Annotated in this window: 18 protein-coding genes; 6 read left to right on the top strand and 12 right to left on the bottom strand. The window is 39.5% G+C overall.

Features of this window, described 5'->3' with window-relative positions; translation table 11 throughout:
* Nucleotides 1–32: 32 nt before the first annotated feature.
* The 5 genes from hslU to priA all read right to left on the bottom strand — a co-directional run bounded on the left by hslU (nt 33) and on the right by priA (nt 6,424).
* Complete coding sequence (gene hslU / locus QSH13_RS10645) at nt 33–1,367, bottom strand: ATP-dependent protease ATPase subunit HslU (protein WP_196543979.1); 1,335 nt, start codon at nt 1,365–1,367, stop codon at nt 33–35.
* Nucleotides 1,368–1,379: 12 nt separating this feature from the next.
* Nucleotides 1,380–1,910, bottom strand: coding sequence for an ATP-dependent protease subunit HslV (gene hslV, locus QSH13_RS10640; RefSeq protein WP_006534149.1), 531 nt, complete (start codon nt 1,908–1,910; stop codon nt 1,380–1,382).
* A 113-nt stretch (nt 1,911–2,023) separates the two neighbouring features.
* Complete coding sequence (ftsN, locus tag QSH13_RS10635) at nt 2,024–2,815, bottom strand: cell division protein FtsN (RefSeq protein ID WP_109398460.1); 792 nt, start codon at nt 2,813–2,815, stop codon at nt 2,024–2,026.
* Between the two features lie 70 nt (nt 2,816–2,885).
* Nucleotides 2,886–3,917 carry a DNA-binding transcriptional regulator CytR gene (gene cytR, locus QSH13_RS10630; protein ID WP_072064648.1) on the bottom strand — a complete coding sequence of 344 codons (1,032 nt, stop codon included), beginning with the start codon at nt 3,915–3,917 and terminating at the stop codon, nt 2,886–2,888.
* A gap of 305 nt (nt 3,918–4,222) precedes the next feature.
* The gene (priA, locus tag QSH13_RS10625) at nt 4,223–6,424 is read right to left on the bottom strand and encodes a primosomal protein N' (RefSeq protein ID WP_109398459.1); all 2,202 of its coding nucleotides are present in this window, start codon (nt 6,422–6,424) and stop codon (nt 4,223–4,225) included.
* 203 nt (nt 6,425–6,627) lie between these two features.
* Between priA and rpmE the strand changes: the two genes are divergently transcribed.
* The gene (rpmE, locus tag QSH13_RS10620; RefSeq protein ID WP_006534140.1) at nt 6,628–6,840 is read left to right on the top strand and encodes a 50S ribosomal protein L31; all 213 of its coding nucleotides are present in this window, start codon (nt 6,628–6,630) and stop codon (nt 6,838–6,840) included.
* Between the two features lie 135 nt (nt 6,841–6,975).
* Here rpmE and metJ read toward each other — a convergent pair whose 3' ends face one another.
* Nucleotides 6,976–7,293, bottom strand: a complete 318-nt coding sequence (gene metJ / locus QSH13_RS10615) for a met regulon transcriptional regulator MetJ (protein ID WP_109398458.1) — start codon at nt 7,291–7,293, stop codon at nt 6,976–6,978.
* A 282-nt stretch (nt 7,294–7,575) separates the two neighbouring features.
* On the opposite strand from metJ, the gene metB reads away from it, so the two are divergent.
* The 3 genes from metB to ppc all read left to right on the top strand — a co-directional run bounded on the left by metB (nt 7,576) and on the right by ppc (nt 14,726).
* Nucleotides 7,576–8,736 (top strand): cystathionine gamma-synthase, encoded by a 1,161-nt coding sequence (gene metB / locus QSH13_RS10610; protein ID WP_109398457.1) that lies wholly within the window; start codon nt 7,576–7,578, stop codon nt 8,734–8,736.
* A 9-nt stretch (nt 8,737–8,745) separates the two neighbouring features.
* Entirely contained in the window at nt 8,746–11,184 is a 2,439-nt protein-coding gene (locus QSH13_RS10605) for a bifunctional aspartate kinase/homoserine dehydrogenase II (protein WP_286039116.1), read from the top strand.
* A gap of 905 nt (nt 11,185–12,089) precedes the next feature.
* A complete protein-coding gene (ppc, locus tag QSH13_RS10600) occupies nt 12,090–14,726 on the top strand; it encodes a phosphoenolpyruvate carboxylase (protein ID WP_109398455.1) in 2,637 nt (878 codons plus the stop codon).
* Nucleotides 14,727–14,802: 76 nt separating this feature from the next.
* Here ppc and phrB read toward each other — a convergent pair whose 3' ends face one another.
* Together phrB and proP are read right to left on the bottom strand one after the other, a co-directional pair.
* Complete coding sequence (phrB, locus tag QSH13_RS10595; protein ID WP_286039115.1) at nt 14,803–16,230, bottom strand: deoxyribodipyrimidine photo-lyase; 1,428 nt, start codon at nt 16,228–16,230, stop codon at nt 14,803–14,805.
* A gap of 10 nt (nt 16,231–16,240) precedes the next feature.
* Complete coding sequence (gene proP / locus QSH13_RS10590) at nt 16,241–17,743, bottom strand: glycine betaine/L-proline transporter ProP (RefSeq protein WP_109398453.1); 1,503 nt, start codon at nt 17,741–17,743, stop codon at nt 16,241–16,243.
* Nucleotides 17,744–18,449: 706 nt separating this feature from the next.
* Between proP and QSH13_RS10585 the strand changes: the two genes are divergently transcribed.
* Nucleotides 18,450–19,463, top strand: a complete 1,014-nt coding sequence (locus QSH13_RS10585; RefSeq protein ID WP_109398452.1) for a LysR substrate-binding domain-containing protein — start codon at nt 18,450–18,452, stop codon at nt 19,461–19,463.
* A gap of 73 nt (nt 19,464–19,536) precedes the next feature.
* Here QSH13_RS10585 and QSH13_RS10580 read toward each other — a convergent pair whose 3' ends face one another.
* Genes QSH13_RS10580 through QSH13_RS10570 form a run of 3 tightly spaced genes read right to left on the bottom strand, consistent with a single transcriptional unit; the run spans nt 19,537 to nt 21,982 of the window.
* The gene (locus tag QSH13_RS10580; RefSeq protein WP_109398451.1) at nt 19,537–20,715 is read right to left on the bottom strand and encodes a M20 metallopeptidase family protein; all 1,179 of its coding nucleotides are present in this window, start codon (nt 20,713–20,715) and stop codon (nt 19,537–19,539) included.
* Nucleotides 20,715–21,164: a hypothetical protein gene (locus QSH13_RS10575; protein WP_006534124.1), complete on the bottom strand. Its 450-nt coding sequence runs from the start codon at nt 21,162–21,164 to the stop codon at nt 20,715–20,717. The genes QSH13_RS10580 and QSH13_RS10575 overlap by 1 nt, the downstream gene beginning before the upstream one ends.
* A complete protein-coding gene (locus tag QSH13_RS10570) occupies nt 21,161–21,982 on the bottom strand; it encodes a DUF3100 domain-containing protein (RefSeq protein WP_023583450.1) in 822 nt (273 codons plus the stop codon). The genes QSH13_RS10575 and QSH13_RS10570 overlap by 4 nt, the downstream gene beginning before the upstream one ends.
* Before the next feature lie 567 nt (nt 21,983–22,549).
* Here QSH13_RS10570 and poxB point away from each other — a divergent pair.
* Nucleotides 22,550–24,274: a ubiquinone-dependent pyruvate dehydrogenase gene (gene poxB, locus QSH13_RS10565; RefSeq protein WP_286039114.1), complete on the top strand. Its 1,725-nt coding sequence runs from the start codon at nt 22,550–22,552 to the stop codon at nt 24,272–24,274.
* 126 nt (nt 24,275–24,400) lie between these two features.
* Here poxB and argE read toward each other — a convergent pair whose 3' ends face one another.
* On the bottom strand, nt 24,401–25,564 hold the full coding sequence (gene argE / locus QSH13_RS10560; protein ID WP_196544858.1) for an acetylornithine deacetylase: 1,164 nt from the start codon (nt 25,562–25,564) through the stop codon (nt 24,401–24,403).
* Between the last annotated feature and the right edge of the window lie 57 nt (nt 25,565–25,621).

The raw sequence follows: 25,621 nt of genomic DNA, 5'->3' as shown, positions 1-25,621 counted from the left end.
TAAATATTGCTGATAAGGATCGCACAAGTTGATTATAAAATAAATCGACTCAGATCTTCATCTGCGACAAGCTCATCCAGATGCTGTTTCACATATTCTGCATCAATCAATATTGATTGACCTTGACGTTCACTCGCATCGTAGGAAATTTCTTCCATCAAACGCTCTAAAACAGTATGCAAACGACGAGCACCGATATTTTCAGTGGTTTCGTTTACACGCCATGCTGATTCAGCAATTTTGCGAATACCGTCTTCGGTGAAGCTAATAGTCACCCCTTCGGTTGCCATTAATGCTTCATACTGTTTTGTTAACGATGCGTTAGGTTCAGTTAGAATACGCTCAAAATCTTCTGCTGTCAGCGCTTGAAGTTCAACACGAATAGGTAGACGTCCTTGTAATTCAGGAATTAAATCAGAAGGACTTGAAACTTGGAATGCGCCTGATGCAATAAACAGAATATGGTCTGTTTTTACCATACCGTGTTTTGTCGAAACAGTACAACCTTCAACCAGTGGTAAGAGGTCACGCTGTACGCCTTCACGAGAAACGTCTGGGCCAGAACTTTGTCCACCACGTTTACAGATTTTATCTACTTCATCAATAAAGACGATACCGTGTTGTTCTACCGCATCAATTGCTTGTTGTTTAAGCTCTTCAGGGTTAACTAATTTCGCAGCTTCTTCTTCAACAATAAGTTTAAACGCATCTTTGATTTTCATCTTGCGCGCTTTTTGTTTCTGACCTGCTAAATTTTGGAACATAGATTGTAATTGATTAGTCATCTCTTCCATTCCTGGAGGAGCCATAATTTCAACACCCATTGGTGTTGCAGCTAACTCAATTTCAATCTCTTTATCGTCTAATTGGCCTTCGCGTAATTTTTTACGGAAAGATTGACGTGCTGCTGAAGGTTCAGACGCTTGTTCCGCTACACCCCAGTTATTTTTTGCTGGTGGAATAAGTACATCGAGGATACGTTCTTCAGCCATTTCCTCAGCACGGAAACGATTTTTATCGATAGCTTGGCTACGTACCATTTTGACCGCAGAGTCGGTTAAATCACGGATAATAGAATCAACTTCTTTACCTACATAACCCACTTCGGTGAATTTGGTTGCTTCAACTTTGATGAAAGGCGCATTTGCCAGTTTAGCTAAACGGCGTGCAATTTCAGTTTTACCTACACCAGTAGGTCCAATCATCAGAATGTTTTTAGGTGTTACTTCGTGACGCAGCGCTTCATCAAGCTGCATACGACGCCAGCGGTTACGCAGGGCAATTGCCACGGCACGTTTCGCTTTATCTTGGCCAATAATAAATCTATCGAGTTCGCTGGCAATTTCGCGAGGAGTCATTTCAGACATGCTCTCTAATCCTTACTCTTTTGAAGAGAGTTCTTCAAAGTTGACATTGTGGTTAGTGTAAATACAGATATCTCCAGCGATGCTAAGTGCTTTTTCAGCAATTTCTCGTGCAGAAAGTTCGGTATTTTCTAGCATAGCTCTAGCCGCTGCTTGTGCATAAGGACCACCAGAACCGATAGCAATTAAATCGTTTTCTGGTTGAACCACATCACCATTACCGGTGATGATAAGAGATGTATTTTCATCTGCAACAGCAAGCAACGCTTCTAATTTGCGTAGCATTCTGTCTGTACGCCAATCTTTAGCAAGTTCTACCGCAGCTTTAGTTAAATGCCCTTGGTGAAGTTCTAATTTGCGTTCAAACAGTTCAAAAAGAGTAAAAGCATCAGCAGTGCCACCAGCAAATCCCGCAATGACTTTGTCGTTATAAAGACGGCGTACTTTGCGAACATTGCCTTTCATGACGGTATTACCCATCGTCGCCTGTCCATCACCACCGATTACAACTTGGCCCTTACGGCGAACACTTACGATTGTAGTCATGAGTCAGCCCCTGGTTTAATCAATAAAAAATGAGACGGGAAGTGCTTTTATCTAAGATAAAGTACGACCCGTTGTGTGAATTAGAATTATAGGTGGGGGAGATAATTTATTTTTCAACCCCCAGAAGAGCGAAGAATACAACCTGATACACCAGCTCCAGCCGCTTGTTTACTCACAGAGTTGGCTTGTTCCTTACTGTAAGGACCTGATAACACGCGGATCCAGCCATCATTGCCTTTCGTTACTCGGCTTTCAACACCAGAAAAAGCTAGCGTTGCTCTCACTGATTCAGCTTGTTCGGTATTTTTAAATGAGCCACATTGCACTAAAAAGTTTGCTTCAGTCACCGCAGGTTTAGGCGTTGTAACAATCGCAGGTGCTTGCGGTTGTTGAGTTTGTACTGGCTGTTGTGTAACAGAAGGCGTTGTTGTTGCTGGCGGCGTTACAACCACTTGTGAGCGCGGTACTTCACCATTATAAGGCACTTCTGGCAGTTGAACGGCGGGTTGGCGTTTATCCGCTTCAATTTGTTGTAAAAAACGCAACTGTTCAGGCGAAAGTGTTGCTTTCGGATTAATCTGGCTACCCGATGAAGGAAATTCAGGTTGTAAAGGTGTACCCACCTGACGATTTTCCAATTCTTTAATATATTGCCAACGCTCTTGCGGTTTGGGCGGTAAGCTATTTGCTGGATGTTGCCCAGTGATAGCTGGCGTTGTTTCTACGGCTTCTTTTTTATTATGTGTAATAAAATAGAGGCCGCCGATAAACAGCGCCACAATAGCGATTGCCGCGATAAGCGTCGTTAAAGGCAGCCCTTTAGCAGCCTTTTTGCTCTTACTTTTCGTTGTTTTTTTACGACGAGCAGATGTCTGCCCTCGTCCCACATAGTCTCGTTGTGCCACAGTTCGATTCGCTGGTAATTAAAGGAATAGGTATCACAAACGATATGTTACTTAACATAGTGTGTTTTGCCTAGCTTTTAAGCCGACAGACACTGTCTCTTATAATTAGCTCACAATCTAATAAGCGAGATCCGGGTGCAACAGGTCTACCTTGTAGTTGGTCGAGTAATAACAACATAGATTCACGTCCAATCTGATAACGAGGTTGTTCCATTGTGGTGAGAGCAGGCTCGCTATAACGTGTGATATCAAGATTATCAAAACCAATCACAGAGAGATCTTTAGGGAGCTCTAACCCTAATTTTTTTGCCTGCCACATAACGCCAATTGCCATTATATCACTATGACAGAACACAGCAGTTGGTGGCTCAGGTAATGAAATCAACTTTTTCAGACTTTCTGCACCGCTTTCATGGGTAAAATCACCACGAATAATATAATCTTCACGCAAGGGGACGCCTGTTCTACGCATGGCTTGAATGTAGCCTTGTAAGCGATAACGACATAAAGGCATATCTTCAGGGCCTGTAATACAGGCAATACGCTTATGCCCCATTTGCTGTAAATAGTGTGTCGCTCTAAACGATGCTGTCAGATTATCGATATGAACAGTAGGTAATTCAAGTTCAGGTGCAAACTCATTTGCCATGATCATCGGCGGTAAATTTTTCTGCTCTTCTTTGGAAACATCAAAAGGGATGTGTGAGCCAAGAAGTAACATGCCGTCAATTTGTTTGGTGATAATAAGATTAATAAAGGCATTTTCATGTTTTTGCTGATGCTTACAGTCACCAATTAATACGAGATAACCATGTTGTGCAGCGGTTTCTTCGATGCCACACACAACATCAGTAAAAAAGGGATCGCTGATATTAGGGACGATCACAAGGATCGTTTTTGACTCGTTACGTTTAAGGTTTTTTGACAGGTTATGTGGATAATAGCCCACATCAAGAACAGCCTGTTCAACTTTCTGACGGGTTTGTGAGGATACTTTTTCCGGATTCATTAATGTACGTGACACAGTTGCTGTGGACACGCCGGCTGCAAGGGCAACATCTTTCATTGTTGCTTGCGTATTATCTTTATTATTTTGTTGCAAACCCCATACCTCCCTTTTGGATGGTTTAGTTAAACGATTGCTTTTTTATTGCAAAAAAACCGCCAATATTTAAAAAAGGATTTTATCGACGGTTTTTAATTCAAGAAATATTCTAAATTGTTATTCTACCCACTTTTTAAATAGATACTGTTACCTAGTTTGCATAAAAAGTGTGATACCAATCGTTTTTATGAGGTAGTTCGCAAAATTGATAAATAGTCTTGGATTGTAACTAGTATTCAAGCGGAATTATATCCTTAACATAACACTGGCTAAAATATATTCAATTTAGGCAGAAAAGAGCCTTAACAATCTGTTGGGTCAACATCAATATTCCATTTCACTTTTTTACTCTCAGGTAAGGCGACAATCTGAGGATAAGTGACAGACATTAATTTTTGTAAATAACTTCGCGAAGGATGTTGGAGCAATAATTGCCAACGATAATTTCCACCTCGTTTAGCTTGAATGGCAGGAACAGGCCCCATTACCCATAAATTAGCATCTCGCATCGGGTGTTGTTCAAAAAACTGCTTAAGCTGTCGTAAGAACTGGGGTGCACGTTGATTATTGTGATCTTCAGAGCGGATCATAATATGACTAGAATAAGGTGGTAAAAAAGTGGCTTGTCGCTCTTGTAAAGCCTCTTTAGTGAAAGCGTCATAACCTTTTTCTAATAGTGTCAGCAACAGAGGGTGATCTGGCTGGTGTGTTTGTAAATATACCGCGCCTTGTTTACCCGCTCGACCTGCTCGACCTGATACTTGTATATAAAGTTGAGCAAAACGTTCGGCTGCACGAAAATCACTAGAGAACAGTGCTCCATCCACATCAAGTAAAGCCACTAAGGTGACATCAGGGAAGTGATGCCCTTTGGCTAACATTTGTGTACCGATAAGAATACGTGAGCCACCTTGATAAATATCTTCCAGTTGTTGTTCTAAAGCGCCTTTGCGACTTGTTGTATCTTTATCAATCCGCGTCACTGGTGTGTCAGGAAATAATTCACCAATCCCTTGCTCAAGTTGCTCGGTTCCCAACCCTACGGGGATTAAATTTGTTGAACCACATTGTGGACATTGTGCTGGAATTCGTCGCTGACTATCACATTGATGGCAACGTAACATGCCATGCTTTTGATGGATCGTATAATAGTGATCACAGCGGGGGCATTCTGCTATCCAACCACATTCATGACATAACAATGCGGGCGAAAATCCTCTGCGATTTAGAAAGAGCATCACTTGGTTACCCGCATTAAGGTGCTCTTTGATTGCTTTAATAAGAATTGGAGACAACCCTGTTGTTAACGGTTGGCCTTTTAAATCAATTAAATGCTCTGTTGCAGGTTTTGCATTGCCTGCACGTTGAGTCAGAGTGAGTTGTCGGTATTTTTTTTGCTCAACATTAAAACTGGTTTCAATTGATGGTGTTGCGGTTCCCATCACGATAGGAATATTTTCTTGTTTGGCACGGAAAACAGCGAGGTCACGAGCATGGTAACGCCAACCATCTTGTTGTTTATAAGAGCCATCATGCTCTTCATCGATAATGATAATACCAAGATGCTGGAAAGGGGTGAGAAGCGCTGATCGCGTACCAATAATAATGGCATTATCACCGCGTTTTGCTCGTAACCAAACGGCTAAGCGTTCAGTATCATTTAATCCTGAATGAAGTACATCAACAGGAGCATTAAAGCGCGCCTTAAAACGACGGATCGTTTGAGGTGTTAAGCCAATCTCTGGCACGAGAATCAATGCTTGTTTACCTTCCGCGAGAATTTTTTCTAATACACTTAAATAAACTTCTGTTTTACCTGAACCTGTAATACCCAATAATAACCAAGGTGAGAATTGATTAGCCTGTGCTGTGATCGCACCAACTGCAATAGCTTGTTCAGTGTTTAATTTAAACCGTTCGCCTTGAACAGTGAGATCCTTGTGCCAGTGTATAGGAGCAGGTTGGATAGGACGGAGATCTGCAAAGGCTTTCTTTTTTAAGTTATTGAGTGTTGCCGTGGTGATCTCAAATTCATCAAGTTGATGGCGATATAATGGTGTACGGCGAAGCGCCGCTAATGCTTGTTGCTGTTTTTTGGCACCTTTTAAACTATTGAGGTCAAGATTAAGCCCCTCTTCAGTGGCGTACCATTGCCATAATGGTGTGAATTCGGCGGGTTTTCCTTGTCGTAACAAAATTGGCATGGCGTGAAATAGCACTTCCCCTAATGGATAGTGGTAATAAGCCGATGCCCAATTTAACATATCCCATAGCACCCCAGGAAAGAGTGTTTCGCTATCAAGGATCTCATCAATAGGCTTTAGCTTTTCGATAGGAAACTCACTGTGAGTACTGAGTCCTTTGACAATACCAAGAGAGCGACGTTTATTACCAAAAGGCACGATCACCCGACTGCCGATAACAGGCGCATCAATCCCTTCTGGTAACAGATAATCAAAAGAGGAAAATAGTGGTACAGGTAAAATCACCTGAACTATGGTCATATCAGGGTTTCCGAGAGTTTTAGCGAAAAGGTGGCCTTAAGAATATCACAAAAAGTGTGCAGATTTCATTGCGCGTTTAGTGGATATTCTGTATGATCCGCCCCCTTTGGTAGATAAATTACCAAACACTTAATTTCAATCAACACGACGTGTGGTGTTCGGCTGTGGGCTGAATGGCGACACGGCCTTAGTAGAGGTTTTCCATGCAAAAAGATATCCATCCTAAATACGAAGAAATTACTGCATCTTGTTCTTGCGGTAACGTTATGAAAATCAACTCCACTGCGGGTCATAACCTGAATCTGGACGTTTGTGACAAATGCCACCCATTCTATACTGGTAAACAACGTGATGTTGCAACTGGTGGTCGTGTTGATCTGTTCAACAAACGCTTCAAAATTCCAGGCAGCAAATAAGATATTTGTTGTCACAAGATGTCAGCCTAGTCTGACATCTTGCAGACAGTTCGGAATTGAAAAAAAGCCCAAGGTTTTTGCTTTGGGCTTTTTTTGTTCGTGTTAATCAAGCAATAAGTCAAAGACTGACGCTGATTAATACTCCCAAGTATCGGGATCAACCCCGTGCTGGCGCATTATTTTTTTTGCCTCTTCAGGGATTTCATCATTACGTTCTTTACGTAAATCTTCATCATTTGGCAGAGGTTGTCCAGTAAATGCGTGCAAAAATGCTTCACACAATAATTCACTATTGGTTGCATGTTTTAGGTTGTTAACCTGACGGCGAGTGCGTTCATCAGTCAAAATTTTTAGCACTTTCAATGGAATTGAAACTGTAATTTTTTTAACTTGCTCACTCTTTTTGCCATGCTCAGCGTAAGGGCTGATATATTCACCGTTCCATTCAGCCATGGATTACCTTAATTAATATCATTTAGTTGAAGCCAGAATAGGGTTAATCCACATTCTGACGGGCAATACCAGTTTATCATGACTTTTCTAAAACCACCGACTCTTCTGGCTAAAGGTGAGAGAAAAAGTAATAGCCACTGGCGATATTCTCAATTTATGTATTATTCCATTACTTAATCTATCCGTAAAGTAGTTTAGATGGCTAGATGTATTGACGTCTTGGTGTCTAATTGGATATGCTGTTGTAGACTTCTCCACTTATCGCTGTGACAAGGTGCCTGTATGACGAAGAAAACAGCAACAATTGCTATCCATAATGGGCTAAATGAAGACACGCAATTTGGTTGTGTCGTACCGCCTATCTATCTTTCTAGTACTTATAATTTTTTAGAATTTAATCAGCCTCGCGAGCATGATTATTCTCGTCGAGGTAATCCAACTCGAGATATGGTGCAAAAGACATTAGCCGAGTTAGAAGGTGGAGTAGGGGCCGTTGTCACTAGCAGTGGAATGTCAGCAATTCATTTAATTTGTACGGTTTTTCTAAAACCTGGCGATGTGATTGTTGCACCTCATGACTGTTATGGGGGAAGTTATCGCCTTTTTAACAGCCAACAAGAGCGTGGTGCTTACCGTGTCATTTTTGTTGATCAAAATGATGATATTGCCCTTAAGCAGGCTTTAGCACATCAGCCTAAAATTGTTTTTATTGAAACACCAAGTAATCCTCTTTTAAGAATAACGGATATTCAAAAGATCAGTGAACTGGCTCATCAGCAAGGAGCTTTAGTCGTTGCTGATAACACCTTTATGAGCCCTGTCTTGCAAAAACCGTTAACATTAGGCGCTGATATTGTTGTGCACTCATGTACAAAATATCTTAATGGACATTCAGATATTGTCGCAGGGGTTGTTATCTGTCAGTGTCAGAAACAACTTGAGGAGCTAAGCTGGTGGGCGAATAATATTGGTGTCACTTCTGGCGCATTTGATAGCTATTTATTATTACGTGGCATAAGAACATTAGTGCCTCGAATTCGACTTCAACAAGAAAATGCACAGGCATTAGTGGCTTTTTTACAAGCACAGCCTTTAGTCGAAAAAATGTATTATCCCGCACTGGAAAATCATGCTGGACATCAAATAGCAAAAAAACAGCAACAAGGTTTCGGTGCGATGTTAAGTTTTGAGTTAAAAGGGGGATTGGATGTGATTAAACTCTTTTTATCTCAATTAACACTCTTTACACTGGCAGAATCTTTAGGTGGGGTAGAGACCTTAATTTGTCACCCTGCCACCATGACACATGCAGGTATGTCAGAAGAAGCGAAAAAAACAGCAGGGATAAGTCCCTCATTACTTCGTATCTCAGTGGGTATTGAAGATAGTCAGGATTTAATCAACGATTTGCAAAGTGCGTTTGATGCAGCAACTAAAAGGTAACCATGGATCATGAGCGTAGTGGCGATTAAACAACAGGCGGAGCCGATTTGCCGTCAGTTACATAAATTCGGTGGTAGCAGTCTTGCAGATATAAAATGTTATCAACGTGTCGTGAATATCATGACGAACTATAGCCAACCTAATGACCTAATGGTGGTTTCTGCGGCGGGCTCGACGACAAATCAGTTGATTAGCTGGCTAAAACTTAGCCAAAGCGATCGTATTTCTGCTCACCAAGTTCAGCAAACTTTACGCCGTTACCAATTATCTTTAATTGAGGGGGTACTTTCAAAAGAGAATGCAGAGCAGCTTTCTCAAGCCTTTATTGCTGATCTTGAACGTTTAAGCTATTTGTTAGATAAACCTATTACAGATGCAACTTATGCTGAAGTTGTCGGCCACGGCGAAATTTGGTCTGCAAGATTAATGGCGAGTTTACTTACCGAGCAAGGTTTACCTAGTGTGTGGTTAGATGCACGTGAATTTTTGTGTGCTGAAAGAGCCGCTCAACCACAAGTAAACGAAACGTTATCTCGCCCATTATTACAATCACTATTAGCTCAATATCCTGAAAGCCGTTTTGTTGTAACGGGTTTTATTAGTCGTAATCAACAGGGTGAAACGGTCTTGCTAGGTCGTAACGGTAGTGATTACTCAGCTACACAAGTAGGTGCTTTAGCTGATGTTGGTAAAGTCACAATTTGGAGTGATGTTGCAGGGGTTTATAGTGCAGATCCTCGCAAAGTAAAAGATGCGTGTTTATTACCCTTGTTGCGTTTAGATGAAGCGAGTGAATTAGCTCGATTAGCCGCCCCTGTTTTACATACGCGTACACTTCAACCCGTTTCAGGCAGTAATATTGATTTGCAACTTCGTTGTAGCTATCAACCAGAACAGGGTTCAACTCGTATAGAACGTGTTTTGGCATCAGGAACGGGTGCTAAAATCGTGACTAGCCATGATGATGTTTGTTTGATTGAACTCCAACTTTCATCTCATCAAAATTTTGAACAAGTGGTGAAAGAGGTTGATGAATTACTTAAGCGTGCACAAATTCGTCCTTTAGCCACGGGTGTGGATAAAGACAGCCAACTTTTACAACTTTGTTATACCAGTGAAGTTGCTAACAGCGCATTAGATGTACTACAAGATGCCGTTTTACCAGGTAAATTGCATTTACGAGAAGGCTTCTCATTAGTGGCTTTAGTGGGAGCGGGTGTCTGTAAAAATCCATTGCATTGTCATCGTTTTTATCAACAACTTAAAGATCAACCAGTTGAATTTATTTGGCATGCGGAAGATCACATCAGCTTAGTTGCCGTGCTACGTAACTATACTGAGCACTTACTGCAAGGTTTGCATCAAACATTATTTAGGGCTGAAAAACAAATTGGCTTAGTGCTGTTTGGTAAAGGGAATATTGGTTCTCGTTGGTTAGAATTGTTTGCTCGTGAACAAGAGCCTTTATCAGCGCGTAGTGATTTTGAGTTTATTCTTGCCGGTGTGGTCGATAGCCGTCGTAGTTTACTTGATTATCAAGGGATTAATCCTAGTCGTGCTTTGGCTTTCTTTGATGACGAAGCGACTGAACATACGGAAGAATCGCTCTATCTTTGGATGAGATCTCATCCTTATGATGATTTAGTGGTTGTTGATATTACAGCCAATGAGTCTCTTGCTGCTTCTTATGAAGATTTTGCTAGCTACGGTTTTCATGTTATCAGTGCGAATAAAATTGCAGGCTCTGCTTCGAGTGTACGTTATCGTGCTACGCGAGATGCGTTTTCTAAAACAGGCCGCCATTGGTTATATAACGCTACAGTGGGTGCGGGTTTGCCAATTAATCATACGGTGCGTGATCTGCGTGAAAGTGGTGACACGATTTTATCAATTAGCGGTATTTTTTCTGGCACGCTCTCTTGGTTATTCTTGCAATTTGATGGCACAGTCCCTTTCAGTGAGCTGGTGGAACAAGCTTGGCAACAAGGATTAACAGAGCCTGATCCTCGTATTGATTTATCAGGGCAAGATGTGATGCGTAAACTGGTTATTCTTGCTCGTGAAGCGGGTTATGATATCGAGCCAGAGCAAGTACGAGTTGAATCTTTAGTGCCTGTACAAGCTGAAACGGGTTCGCTAGAAGCGTTCTTTGATAACAGTGCGTTGATCAATGAACAAATGGAACAACGATTAGCCGCCGCAAATGAAATGGACATGGTATTACGTTATATCGCTCGTTTTGATGCTAATGGCAAAGCCAAAGTTGGTGTTGAAGCCGTGAGAAAAGATCATCCTCTCGCTTCACTATTACCGGGGGATAATTTATTTGCGATTGAAAGCCGTTGGTATCGTGATAATCCTCTTGTGATCAGAGGGCCAGGAGCTGGCAGAGATGTGACAGCAGGCGCAATTCAATCAGATTTAAACCGCCTTTCTCAATTACTGTAATTTTATTATTTCTTTTTTATAAAGGTTATCAGTGGGTTATTTCTTGCTGATAACCTTTTGTCATTTTTGTGTCATATCACCCAATTTTTTTAATTTCTTTGGCTATACTTAACTTATCTCTAGTCACAAAGGAGCGATTGATGTCAAAAGTAGTAAGACAGATTGTCCCACTAAGAAATGAAATGACGGAGGTGAACCATCAAGCTAAAGAGAACTTTTGTCAGTAGCTCATGATGTGAATTTAAGCGTCTTGAGTGGAAGTTGAAGTACAGTTACAACGTGTTTAAACGTTATTTAGAGTACAATTCGATTAACCACATTATTTACAACAGACAACTTAACTTACTGAAAGACAATTCGTTATTCTTAATTTAAAGCGCTGATATTCAGCGCTTTATTCGTTTTTATCTTATGAAAATCTTAATCTAGTAAAAATGTAAAAGAGAAGGAAAATAAGGAGTGACAGAGAAACATGAGTTAGCCCTACGCGCGGAATAAGCTAAAAATCAAAAAAACAGACCAGACAATTTATCAATATTAAAAAAAATCATCTAAATTTACCGCCACATAAATTTTTACGTATTCCTCCCTTTTTAGTAAAAAACTCTTCGTAGTAGATAAGAAACGAAAAAATGTCCTTATTCTGAATAAAATTGAGCTAGAACAGCATGATTATTAGCCATTCTTATAAGACTAAAGCCGTAATTAAATTTCAGAAAAATCCCCCAAAACGATTATTTTCTGATATGAATAGTAGGCTAAGTAAAAAAAGCAGTGTGGCTTATCACAAAAATCAAAATAAAGTCACATCAGAAATGAAAGTTAATTACACAACTGGGAGGACATGACTTTTCTAATAGGAAGAAGCATGTTGTTACCGCCACAAAGACAAGGTCAGGAGTCTTATGAATCAACAATATTCTGCTATGCGTAGTAATGTCAGTATGCTTGGCAAGCTACTTGGAGATACGATAAAAGAAGCACTCGGTGAAGAAATTCTAGATAAGGTTGAATCTATTCGAAAATTATCTAAATCGTCACGAGCGGGTAATGAAGTTCAGCGACAAAAACTGTTGTTGACGTTACAAAATCTTTCTAATGATGAATTATTGCCCGTTGCTAGAGCATTCAATCAATTCTTAAACCTGACGAATGTGGCTGAACAATACCATAGCATTTCGCCTCATGGTGAAGCTGCTAGCAATCCTGTGGCATTGGCAAAACTGATCACGCGGCTAAAAGATAAGAATTTTACCGACGAGCAATTAAAAGAAGCAGTAGAGCAAATCTCTATTGAACTGGTATTAACGGCACACCCAACCGAAATTGCACGCCGTACACTTATTCATAAGTTGGTTGAAGTTAATTCCTGTTTATCTCAACTTGATCACGATGATTTAGCGGATTATGAGCGTACTAATATTATGCGTCGTCTACGCCAGTTAGTCGCTCAATCATGGCACACTGATGAAATTAGAAAAATTCGCCCAACACCGATTGATGAAGCGAAATGGGGCTTTGCGGTTGTTGAAAATAGCCTATGGGAAGGTGTTCCTGCTTTTTTACGTGAATTTAATGAACAGCTTAAAGAATCAATTGATTACAATTTACCAGTAGAAGCGTCTCCTATTCGTTTTACTTCATGGATGGGGGGAGATCGCGATGGCAACCCAAATGTGACGGCTGAAATCACACGCCATGCTTTACTATTAAGCCGTTGGAAAGCCGCTGATTTATTCTTAAATGATATTCAAGTTCTAGTTTCAGAACTTTCAATGACAGAAAGTACACCAGAACTGCGTGAATTAGCGGGAGGGGTTGAAGTTGCAGAGCCATATCGTGAAATAGCTAAACAATTACGTACTCGCTTACAAGTGACTCGTGATTATTTAGAACAACGTATTAAAGGACAGCAATCTCTACCTCCTGAAGGGCTGTTAATTGATAATGCCCAACTTTGGGATCCGCTATACGCTTGCTATCAATCATTGACTCAATGTGGGATGCGTATTATCGCTAATGGGCAACTGTTAGATACATTACGTCGAATCCGTTGCTTTGGCTTACAGTTAGTTAAGCTCGATATTCGCCAAGAAAGTACCAATCACACGGAAGCACTCTCTGAATTGACACAATATTTAGAAATTGGTGATTACGCGAATTGGTCCGAAGAGCAAAAACAAACGTTCTTACTTGAAGAATTAAATTCTAAACGTCCACTGATCCCGACAAATTGGCAACCAAGTGTAGCGACTCAAGAAGTCTTTGAGACTTGTCGTGTCATTGCACAATCACCTAAAGATTCTATTGCCTCTTATGTGATTTCAATGGCAAAAGTGCCTTCTGATGTATTGGCTGTAAAACTATTACTGAAAGAAGCGGGGGCGGATATCCGGTTACCTGTTGCCCCGTTATTTGAAACACTTGATGACTTAAATAATGCTGAAAGCGTCATGACCCGTTTGTTTGATATTCCTTGGTATCGCGATTTAATCGATGATAAACAAATGGTGATGATTGGCTATTCAGATTCAGCAAAAGATGCGGGTGTGATGGCAGCATCATGGGCGCAATACCGTGCTCAAGATGCATTAATCAAACTCTGTGAAAAATCAGGTGTGACATTAACACTATTTCATGGACGTGGCGGTACAATTGGTCGTGGTGGTGCGCCAGCACATGCGGCATTACTTTCTCAACCACCAGGAAGTTTAAAAGGGGGTCTGCGGGTGACGGAACAAGGCGAAATGATCCGCTTTAAGTTCGGATTACCTCAGGTCACCATTAGTAGCCTTGCTCACTATGCAGGTGCAATCTTAGAAGCGAATTTATTACCACCACCAGAACCCAAAGCGCCTTGGATTGATGTAATGGATTCTTTGTCTGACGTTTCTTGTGCGATGTATCGTGACTATGTACGAGGGGAAGAAGACTTTGTGCCTTATTTTAGAGCAGCAACCCCAGAAGGCGAGTTGGGCAAACTACCATTAGGTTCACGTCCTGCGAAACGTCGTCCTACCGGTGGTGTTGAAACTTTGCGTGCGATCCCGTGGATTTTCGCATGGACTCAAAACCGCTTAATGTTACCAGCTTGGTTGGGGGCTGGAGCTGCATTACAACATGAAATTGATAGCGGAAAACAAGCGGTATTAGACGATATGTGTGAGAACTGGCCGTTCTTTAATACACGTATTGCGATGTTGGAAATGGTGTATGCCAAAGCGGATTTATGGTTAGCGGAATATTACGATCAACGTTTAGTTGAAGAACGTTTATGGCCATTAGGTGCGAAATTACGTCAGCAACTTTCCGATGATATTAAGAGTGTTTTAGCAATTTCAAAAGATGAACACTTAATGGCGGATTTGCCATGGGTTGCTGAATCTATTGCACTACGTAATGTCTATACCGATCCATTGAATGTGCTTCAGGCTGAGTTGTTACAGCGTTCTCGCACACATAGCGAGTCAGATCCGCGTATTGAACAGGCATTAATGGTTACTATTGCAGGTATTGCTGCGGGTATGCGTAATACAGGTTAGAGTCATCAGTATTTAGAAAGAAAAACAGCGCTTAATAACAGCGCTGTTTTTTTATCTCTTATTACTGCTATTGGTTTTATTTTTTTGCTTTTTCATAAGACTCAATTGCTCTTATTCGTGCTTTGGCGTGATCAACAATGGGTAATGGATAATCGAGCGAATTATTGGTTTTTGCCGCCCATTCGTGAGGGGTGTGAATATATCGGCTCGGCACATTAGCAAGTTCAGGAAGCCAACGACGGATAAATTCACCATCAGGATCGAATTTACGACCTTGGGTGGTAGGATTAAAAATTCGAAAATAAGGTACGGCATCCGTTCCTGTGGATGCAGCCCACTGCCAACCCCCATTATTTGATGCGAAATCACCATCAATGAGTTGTGACATAAAATAAGCTTCGCCCCAACGCCAATCAATTAACAAGTCTTTGATAAGAAAGCTCGCTGTGAGCATCCGTAAGCGGTTATGCATCCAACCTGTTTGGTTAAGCTGTCGCATTGCAGCATCAATAATAGGAAAGCCTGTTGAGCCTTGAGTCCAAGCATTAAATTCATCTTGGTTGTTACGCCAATTGATTTTTTCTGTCCAAAGCTGAAATGCAATGTGTTTGCATAAATTGGGGTTTGTCACAATTAAGTGTTGATAAAATTCTCGCCAAATAAGTTCATTAAACCAAACAAATGCACCTGATGTATTGTTTTCTAAGAAATCAGGTTCAGTTTGGTAAAGGCGATTAAAACATTGGCGAATAGACAGTAATCCAATGGAAAGATAAGGGGATAATCGGCTTGTACCATCAACTGCAGGAATGTCTCGCCATTTTGCATAATGTGGCACGCTTTCGTAACAGAACTGTTTTAAGCGTTTAAGTGCCTCTTCTTCGGTAGAGATAAAAGAGAGCGAGTTTGTATTTTCAAGCGAGAATAGCGGTGCTTTTAAAGGCGATACTGCTTTTTGATGTGTTCTTATCTCTGGGATAGGTAATGAAGCGTTATCTTGTGAAACGAAGAGTCGCAAAAATGCATTTCTAAAGGGAGTAAAAACCTTGTACATCTCTCCTTGTTGGGTAACTACATCACCTGGTGGAATAAATACATTGTCATGATAAGTATAAATGGTTGTCTTATTCTTTAGTAACTCAGTGACTTTTTTATCACGGCGTTGTTCATTAAGAGCATATTGGTGATTGAAAAAAAGCGCAGTGACGTGATGTTGTTGGCAATACTCAGCCACTTTATCGGCTGCATTTGAATAAATATCGCTAATCACTATTGTCAGTGGAATATTGAGTTTTGCTAGTGAAGTTGAAAGATCCAGTAACGCATCATGAATGAACGCCTGACATGACAAAGCCATATTGTGAGCTTTCCATTGTTCAGGCGTTACGGTGAAAATAGCATGCACCTGTGCTTGTTTATCTTGGCAAGCGTGAAAGAGTGCCTTGTGATCTGTCACTCTTAAATCATTACGAAACCAAACTAAATGAACAGGGGACGGGTGCATGTAACCTCTCTTAATCTAACTTAGGATGTTGATCGATAAGGGATTGGCGTTTTTTCTGTAATGCTTCGATTTCTGCTTCAATATCTTCAACACGTTGTTCGATATTATCATAATGTTCAGACAGAATTTCTTTTGCCTCTGATTTATCTGATGCTGCAGGTGTTGCACCTCGTAAAGGTTTATTTGCAGTTTCGATCATCTTGATACCTGTTATCAAACCAACAACAGCGACAATCATCAGATAATAAGCTGGCATATATAAATCACCGGTTGCTTCAACTAACCAAGCCGCCGCTGTTGGTGTGGCCCCTGCAATTAATACTGAAATATTAAAAGCAATTGCTAATGCACTATAACGAATATGGGTTGGGAAAATAGCCGGTAATATTGATGCCATAACTCCAGTAAAACAGTTGAGTAGAACGGCAAGAATTAAGAGTCCTAAGAAAATTAAGCCGATCTCGTCACTGTTAATCATCATAAATGCAGGGTAAGCAAGGATAAATAACCCAATGCTTCCGCCGATAACAAATGGCTTACGACCAATTTTATCACTAAGTAACCCAATAACAGGTTGTACAAACAACATACCTATCATAATCGCGATGATGATCAGCACACCGTGATCTGCCGAATAATTTAGGTTATGAGATAAATAACTCGGCATATAAGTTAATAACATATAGTAGGTAACATTAGTGGCAATTACCAAACCTACACAGACAGTTAAGCTTTTCCAATATTTTGATGCGATTTCACGTAATGAAACACGAGGTGGATCTTGGATAGATTTACGATCGTCGCTATTCATTTCATCGACGTGTTGTTGGAATGCTGGGGTTTCTTCTAAAGCATGACGTAAATATAAGCCAATAAGACCTAATGGTAATGCTAAGAAGAACGGGATACGCCATCCCCACTCATGAAATGCTGTTTCTCCAAGGATAGTAGAGATAAGTACGACAACACCAGCACCCATAACAAAACCAGCAATAGAACCAAAGTCTAACCAGCTTCCCATAAATCCACGTTTACGGTCGGGTGAGTATTCAGCAACGAAAATCGCAGCTCCTGAATATTCACCACCAATAGAGAAACCTTGTGCTAATTTAGCGAGTAATAATAAGACCGGAGCCCAAATACCGATGGTTTCATAAGCAGGAATAAGGCCGATGGCAAATGTACTGAGTGCCATAATGATGATAGTAACAGATAACACTTTCTGACGACCAAATTTATCCCCAAGCATCCCAAATACAACACCCCCTAGCGGTCTTACAAGGAATGGCACTGAGAATGTGGCAAGGGCAGCAATCATCTGGACACCTGGAGATGCACCAGGGAAGAAGACTTGACCTAAGACATACGCAAGGAAGCCATAGACACCAAAGTCAAACCATTCCATGGCATTACCTAATGCTGCCGCCGTAATCGCTTTTTTAAGCTTACTATCATCAATAATAGTTATATCATTGATTCTTAGCGGTTTGTTTCTTTTTTTCTTCATTTTCATATTAAGTGACCTTTTATTAAGGTATTCGTAATTTCTTGTTGTTCAATTAATTAAAAGAAATGAAGTGACTATTTGTTAGCGAGAAGAGTGAGTAATAAAAATTCACTAAAAAACAGCTTACTTCTACCAAGTTTAAATAGTGGTATTAAGCTAATAGATAAGAGAATATTTATTAAGTATAGATGAGATTGAATAAGATATTAGAATGTTTTCTTTGTTGTTTTGATATAACAAAACAGAGCCTCTAAGTATTAAAACGTGATCAATATCATAACGTAATTCTGCTTTTGTGTAAAATTTATGGCGTTATTGAGTGATTATTTGCGTTAAGTTAATTGAAAGCTTCATTCAAATAAATAAAAAACAAATTTGTTTTTTTATTTTAATAACAGTGTGTTATATCCTTTTTCTGTTTTTTTGATTCAGGCTAACGCATTTATATGGGCATTGTGCATAATGTAAGGTCTGATAGATAAATAGCAAATAATAACGCCTTATTTTACTTAATTATTTGAGAGAATAATCAAGATGAAAATGTGGATAATAGAATAGATCTCGCTATTCTTATTATAAGTTTATATCAAGGCAGTTATGGGATATTACTACAGAGATATTAAAGGTCGCCAAGCGTTACCTATATTTAGAATAACAATTTATAAATTTAATAATTAACCGCGCATTTGTGCAGATAACCCCGGGTACCTCTATGAACATTAATCAACTGAAAAGCTTTGTTGAAGTCGTGAAAAATAATTTCAACATTACTAATGCGGCTGAAAAACTCTATACCTCACAACCGACAATCAGTAAGCAACTAAAAATATTAGAAGATGAGCTTAGTGTGTCGCTGTTTGTGCGTAAAAATAATAACTTATTAGCATTAAGCCCGATGGGTAAAGAAGTTCATAAAATTGCTTGCGATATTCTTGGCCAAGTGGACCGAATAAAAAGCATTGTGGCAGAAGAAGATCGTAATAAAAAAGTTGATTTACATATTGCGACAACACACACTCAAATACGTTATTCATTACCTAATGTGATTGATCACTTTCGTCGCTATTACCCTAATATTTCGCTACATTTTCATCAAGGTGCCCCTGCTCAATTAGCGGAGATGGTTAAAAATGGTGATGTGGATTTTGCTATTGCAACAGAATCCATGCACCTTTATGAAGATCTCATTACATTACCTTGTTACCGCTGGACTCGTAGTTTATTAGTTCCTTATGATCATCCTCTTGCCTTATTGAAAGATGAAGAGCAGGTTACCATCGAACAAATGGCAGAGTATCCATTGATTACCTATGTTTTCGGTTTTACAAGAGGATCTAAATTAGACAAGGTGTTTTATAAAAGTAACCTTAAACCGAAGGTGGCATTAACCGCGACGGATACAGAGATTATTAAATACTATGTTAAGCGACATTTAGGTATTGGTGTTATTGCGACCGCCTCTTATGATGAGACTGAAGATAGCGGCGCATTAAAATGTATTAATATCGATCATTTAGTGCAACCGAGCTATACCCATATTTGTGTCAGTAAACATACCCATATGAAAGATTATATGCATGAATTTATTTCTCTCTATGCGCCACATATTGATAGAAATATTATTCAGATGCCAGATCAGTGGGAAACACAATGGCACAGCAAAGAGGTATACCAAGGATTACCTGATTTACGATCAGTAAATGTAAATAATAGCGTTGCAGAATAGATACCGGAATCAGGTATAAAAAAGCCCGTTTTTTGCGGGGGCAATAACGGGCTTAAGGCAGAATAATAAGAGATTAACGAGTCAGAATATTAACAAAAATCTGAGCACCGACTAGTAAACAATCATCATCGACAAAATAAGGATTTGCGTGAAGGTAATTATTAATACCTTTCGCTTGATTACCACTTCCTAAGAAGAACATTGCACCGACTTTACCTTTTGTGGCATTAACCATATAGCTAAAGTCTTCACTGCCTGTCATTGGCTTACCGTTTGATTCAATATTCTCTTCTGGTAAGAATTTACGCATCGCATCTAATAAATGCTGATGTGCAGTTGGATGATTCACAACAGCTGGGTATCCGCTATAGCTTAATGTGGTTTTAAATCCACCCGCTGTACTGCGTGCAACGATTTCATCAAAACTTGCTTTCAGTACTTGGTCGGTATTTTCATCCATAGAACGGATAGTACCACGAGCTTGTACGTGATCAGCTAATGCATTAGGGATTGTTCCCCCATTGATCATGCCACAACCAAAGACTGCTGGGCTAAATGGATCTGTTTTTTTCGCAACAACATAATCCATATAATCAATTAAGCGCGTTGCTTCACGAATCGCATCTAAGCCTTTGTGTGGTGTAGAACCATGGGCAGAAACACCATAAACATCCAATGTCCATGCAGAGCCATAAGATGACATCACACCATCATTAAAGCGAACACAACCCGTTTCAATTGCGGCATCGTTATGAAGTGCATAAGTTTCATCAACGCCTTCCATGCAACCTAGTTCAACCATTTTTTCAGCGCCAGGTACACGCATATCTTCTTCAGCCATTTGGAAAATAAAGCGAACGTTCGCGCTCATCTCTTCTCTATTTTCGGCAAGATACTTAGCACTGGTTAATGCCATGGTCATATGAGTATCGTGACCACAGTTATGTGCACAACCTTGGTGAATTGAACTATGTTCATTATTTGTTAAGTCTGGCATTTCTAATCCGTCCATATCGGCACGGATAGCAATTAATGGAAATTCAGAATTAACAATTAAGTCTGCGGTAAAACCAGTATATCCATCAAAAGTTTTAATTTGATAACCGAAACTTTCCATTAATTCACGACAATATTTAGATGTTTTATATTCTTCACCTGATAGCTCAGGTATTTTATGCAGGTCTTGTCGTGTTTTTTTACTAAAGTCATTTAATTGAAAGAGTTTTTCACTGACATTATAAATATTATTCATTAGATAACTCCCTGGATAGTAAATCCAATTTGCGCGACGATTGATGCCCCAAAGAAACAACAAGTTGAAACAATCATGAAAATAAGAATAACTTTCCATGACATTTTCTTAAGTTCTTCTAATTGACCACCAACGGATAAACCAGCAAATGCTAATAAAGGAACACAACAAGATAAGAAAGAAACTTTACCAATAGAGCTAATAAAGAAATCTCTTACCGGAGTTTCGGGTAAACAAATAAGTATCCCGATAATTGTTGCATAAGCAAATGTTGGTAAAGATGAAGGTAAATAATGTTTTGCAACGAGTGAAATAAATACCACTAATGACATAGCAATAAAGCTATCCCACATTGCATAAAGAGCGATCCCTGATGTTAACGTCTGAGTAAACATTGCCAGTAAAATAGCAACGAATACAAATTTCATATCAATAATTATATTTTTCATGCAGTTTTGCCTCTGGTGAAAATTTTATAAATTTTTTCTGAAAGAGGTAAACCTAAATAGGTTAATGACAGTGCGCCTAATGCTGAAGATAATAAGTTAGATGCAGCGGCAACACTTAATACTTGCTGTGCTAATGCTTCATCAAGACCATTAATTAATGCACCTGATGCAGCACTTAACATTGAACCTGAACCCACGCCAGAGCCGGCGGCAAGAGCAAGTGGATGTAATCCAGTTAATGGTGCAATACTACCTAATACGCTAAACCATAAAGTACCGATAACAGAACCGCATAAATAAATGGCTAATACACCAATATATTCTTGAGAGCCTGTACCAAATTTACCTTGAATAACAGCGATAGAAGGTTCACGGCTAATAGATGAACAAGCACCAATTGCACGACGACCAAATCCAAATTTAATGGCTAATGGAACCGCAATTAATACTGGTAATAAGTTACCGAGTTCCTGAACAAATAAAGGAATACCGACACTTAAAATCATTTTAATATTAGGAACAATCATTCCTGCATATTGTGTGCCTAAAATAAGTAGGCTGAAACCTACCATTTTACCGCAGAAGCCTTCTTCTTTTTCTGTAAATAATTTACCCCATACTTTAATTTTTTTACGGGTAAATCCAGCAGATATACACATACCAATAATTACAGCAAATAACATTGGTAAAATAGGTATTACCGCAATGCCAATCTTAATTTCTTTTTTACCAATGACATATTGTGAAATAAAAATTAAGAAAAGGACTGCCAGAATACTAATAAAGAAAACCTTTATCGGACTTCTACTTTTGTCCATCCGTTAATCTCCGTTGAAAAATAATCAGGCTTTATTCTAGAGGACAAAAAGCAAAAGGTAGCGTGACCAATGTCATGTTTATTTCATACCTATTTTTCATGGAGCATGAAATAATGCAATGGTGATAAATTTATTAACAAATAGAGGAAAGTTAAATTTTTTAATAAAGACAGTGAGTAAGGCTGAAATGAGTCAGCTTAATTGTTAATAAAGATGTAATGAGAAAAATAATAATTAAAAATTATTTTAATTATTAAAATAATCCCATAATAAAAATTTGTCTACACTTTAGCAAATAATAATAAGTTATTAATGAGAGATATTCTTATTTGGTGCGGTTATTATAAATTTAATGAATGTATTTGGAAGTGATATTTTATTCTTTGTATTTTTAAGGACGGATCTTATCTTCACAGTGACATTATAGTGATTGGTGTTATTCTTTATATTTGAGTTAGTAAGATTATTTTCTCTGCAAGCTGATGAGGAAGAGAAACAGAATATGGGAAGGAGATAAATGTAGCTCGCAGAGGCACAATTCACCCAAAACTGAGGAAAAACATCACCATGAGTAAGCAAACAGTTGCAACCTATATTGCTAAAGTACTCCATAATGCAGGTGTAAAACGTATTTGGGGCGTGACAGGCGATTCTCTCAATGGATTAAGTGATAGCTTGCGAAAGATGGGAACCATTGAGTGGATGGGAACTCGCCATGAAGAAGTGGCTGCTTTTGCTGCAGGAGCAGAGGCGGCAGTTAATGGCCAATTAGCGGTTTGCGCAGGCTCTTGTGGACCAGGAAATTTACATCTTATCAATGGGCTTTTTGATTGCCATCGTAATCATGTTCCTGTGTTAGCCATTGCTGCACATATTCCTTCTGCTGAAATTGGTAGTAATTATTTTCAAGAAACACATCCTCAAGAACTTTTTCGCGAATGTAGCCATTATTGTGAATTAGTCTCAAATCCAGAGCAGATCCCTCAAGTGCTTGCCATTGCAATGCGAACCGCTATTTTGAAAAAAGGGGTCTCGGTTGTTGTTTTACCGGGAGATGTTGCACTAAAACCTGCTCCAGAAGATGCGCATGAAAACTGGTATCCGTTGCAGTCTCCACTCATCATGCCAAATCGTTTCGAAATCGAAAAATTATCCGATGCATTGAATAATGGAAAAAATATCACCTTAATGTGTGGTGCCGGATGTGCTCAAGCTCGTGATGAAGTGATTAAATTGGCTCAAACATTAAAAGCTCCTGTTGTACATGCATTGCGAGGGAAAGAGTACATTGAGTGGAATAACCCCTACAGTGTGGGGATGACAGGATTAATTGGTTTTTCATCGGGTTATCATGCGATGGAAAATGCTGATACGTTAGTGTTATTAGGTACGCAATTCCCTTATCGCGCATTTTATCCATCAAAAGCCAATATTATTCAAATCGATATTAATCCAAGTAGTATTGGTTCACATTGTCATGTTGATATGGCGATGGTTGGCGATATTAAAGCCACACTGAATGCGATACAACCTCGTTTAAAAGAGAAAACCGACACAACTCATCTTGATGCTTCATTAAAACATTATGCCAAAGCACGGCAAGATCTGGATGCATTAGCACAACCCAGTGATCGTGAACTCATTCACCCACAATATTTAGCGCGTCGATTAAGTGAATTAGCAAATGATGACGCTATTTTCACCTGTGATGTAGGAACGCCAACAGTATGGGCGGCTCGTTATGTAGGAATGAATGGAAAACGTCGGTTACTGGGCTCTTTTAATCACGGCTCTATGGCAAATGCGATGGCTCAAGCCATTGGTGCGCAGTCGTTAGATAGAAAGCGTCAAGTTGTGGCAATGTGTGGTGATGGTGGATTTACTATGTTAATGGGTGATTTTATCTCATTAGCTCAAATGAATTTGCCGGTCAAAGTGATTATTTTTAATAACAGTGTATTAGGTTTTGTTGCGATGGAGATGAAAGCCGGCGGTTATTTAACGGATGGTACAGATTTACATAATCCGGATTTTGCTGCTATTGCTAATGCGTCTGGTATAAAAGGTATTCGAGTAGAAAAAGGTGAAGATCTAGATAATGCACTTAAAGAAGCTTTTGAACATGATGGCCCTGTAATTGTGGATGTGGTAACCGCAAAACAAGAGCTTTCTATGCCTCCTGAAATTAAATTTGAACAGGCTAAAGGCTTTAGTTTGTATATGATGAAAGCGATCATTAATGGTCGTGGTGATGAGATTGTACAACTTGCCAAAACTAATTGGTTACGTTAGTCGTTAAATTATACTCGTTATACTTCAAGTTGCAGGGGCGACTACGTTCAGTTAGTCACTTACCTGCAACTCAAATTATTTTGAGTATAAATTGAAGAGAAATAGACCAGACTCTATTAACTTTTATTATTGCGTTTTCTCTGTTAAACAGAAGTTTTCAATTAATTGCCCCATTAATTCACGAGTTGGTTCAATAAATGCCATATCAATAAATTCATCAGGCTGATGTGCTTGTTCAATAGAACCTGGGCCTAAAACTAAGGTAGGGCAGAGATCTTGAATAAACGGCGCTTCAGTACAGTAATTCACAGTTTGCGCTTTCTCACCTAACAGTTTTTCGATCACGGCGACCATTTTATGATCGGTTGGGCACTCATAACCCGGAATAGGATCGTGTAACGCTTCAACACTTAAACGACCTGGCCAACGTGCTTTGACTGGCGCTAATGTTTCGTGAAGTAAATCATCCAAGTCTTGCAATGTTAATCCTGGTAGTGGGCGAATATCCATATGTAATTCACAGCAAGCACAAATTCTATTTGCTGCATCACCGCCATTAATATAACCAAAGTTCATCGTTGGATAAGGAATAACAAACGCAGGGTTGTTATAGCGAGTTTTTAACGTATCGCGCAGTGTACTCAGGTGAGTAATAGATTCATGCATCAGTTCTATTGCATTCACACCTTTTTCTGGATCACTAGAGTGCCCTGATTGCCCTGTAATACGTATTGCATTTGATAAATGCCCTTTATGTGCACGAATAGGTTTTAGTGATGTGGGTTCGCCAATAATGGCAAAATCAGGGCGGATTGTTGTATGAGCGGCAAAATAACGAGCCCCTGCCATTGATGTTTCTTCATCTGCGGTAGCAAGAATGTAGAGAGGGTGAGTTAAGGTCTTAGTATCGACATCCCGCAATGCATCAAGAATAAAGGCAAAAAAGCCTTTCATATCAGCAGTGCCTAAGCCATATAACTTATTTCCTTTCTCTGTCAGCGTAAAAGGATCTTGTGTCCAACGGCCTTCATCAAACGGTACTGTGTCAGTGTGACCACAGAGTAGTAATCCACCTTTTCCCGTTCCTAATGTTGCCAGAAGGTTAAATTTACCTCGTGTTTCGGGCACGGGTTGGATTTCAATTGAAAAACCTAATGTTTCCAGCCAATTAGCAAGCAGATTAATCAGCGCTTCATTACTTTGATCGTTTTTAGCGTCTGTAGCACTGATAGAGGGTGTTGCAATTAATTGACGATAAATCTCAATAAATGTAGGTAATTTAATATTCACTGTTGACAGCCTTTCTTCATAATAGTATCAATATTCATGCACTTTTTTTGAATAAAA

The organism is Proteus faecis, from assembly GCF_030286765.1.
In the GTDB taxonomy this organism is placed as follows: Bacteria; Pseudomonadota; Gammaproteobacteria; order Enterobacterales; family Enterobacteriaceae; genus Proteus; species Proteus faecis.
The sequence above is the reverse complement of the archived record's forward strand: the minus strand, read 5'-3'. Positions and strand labels throughout refer to the sequence as shown.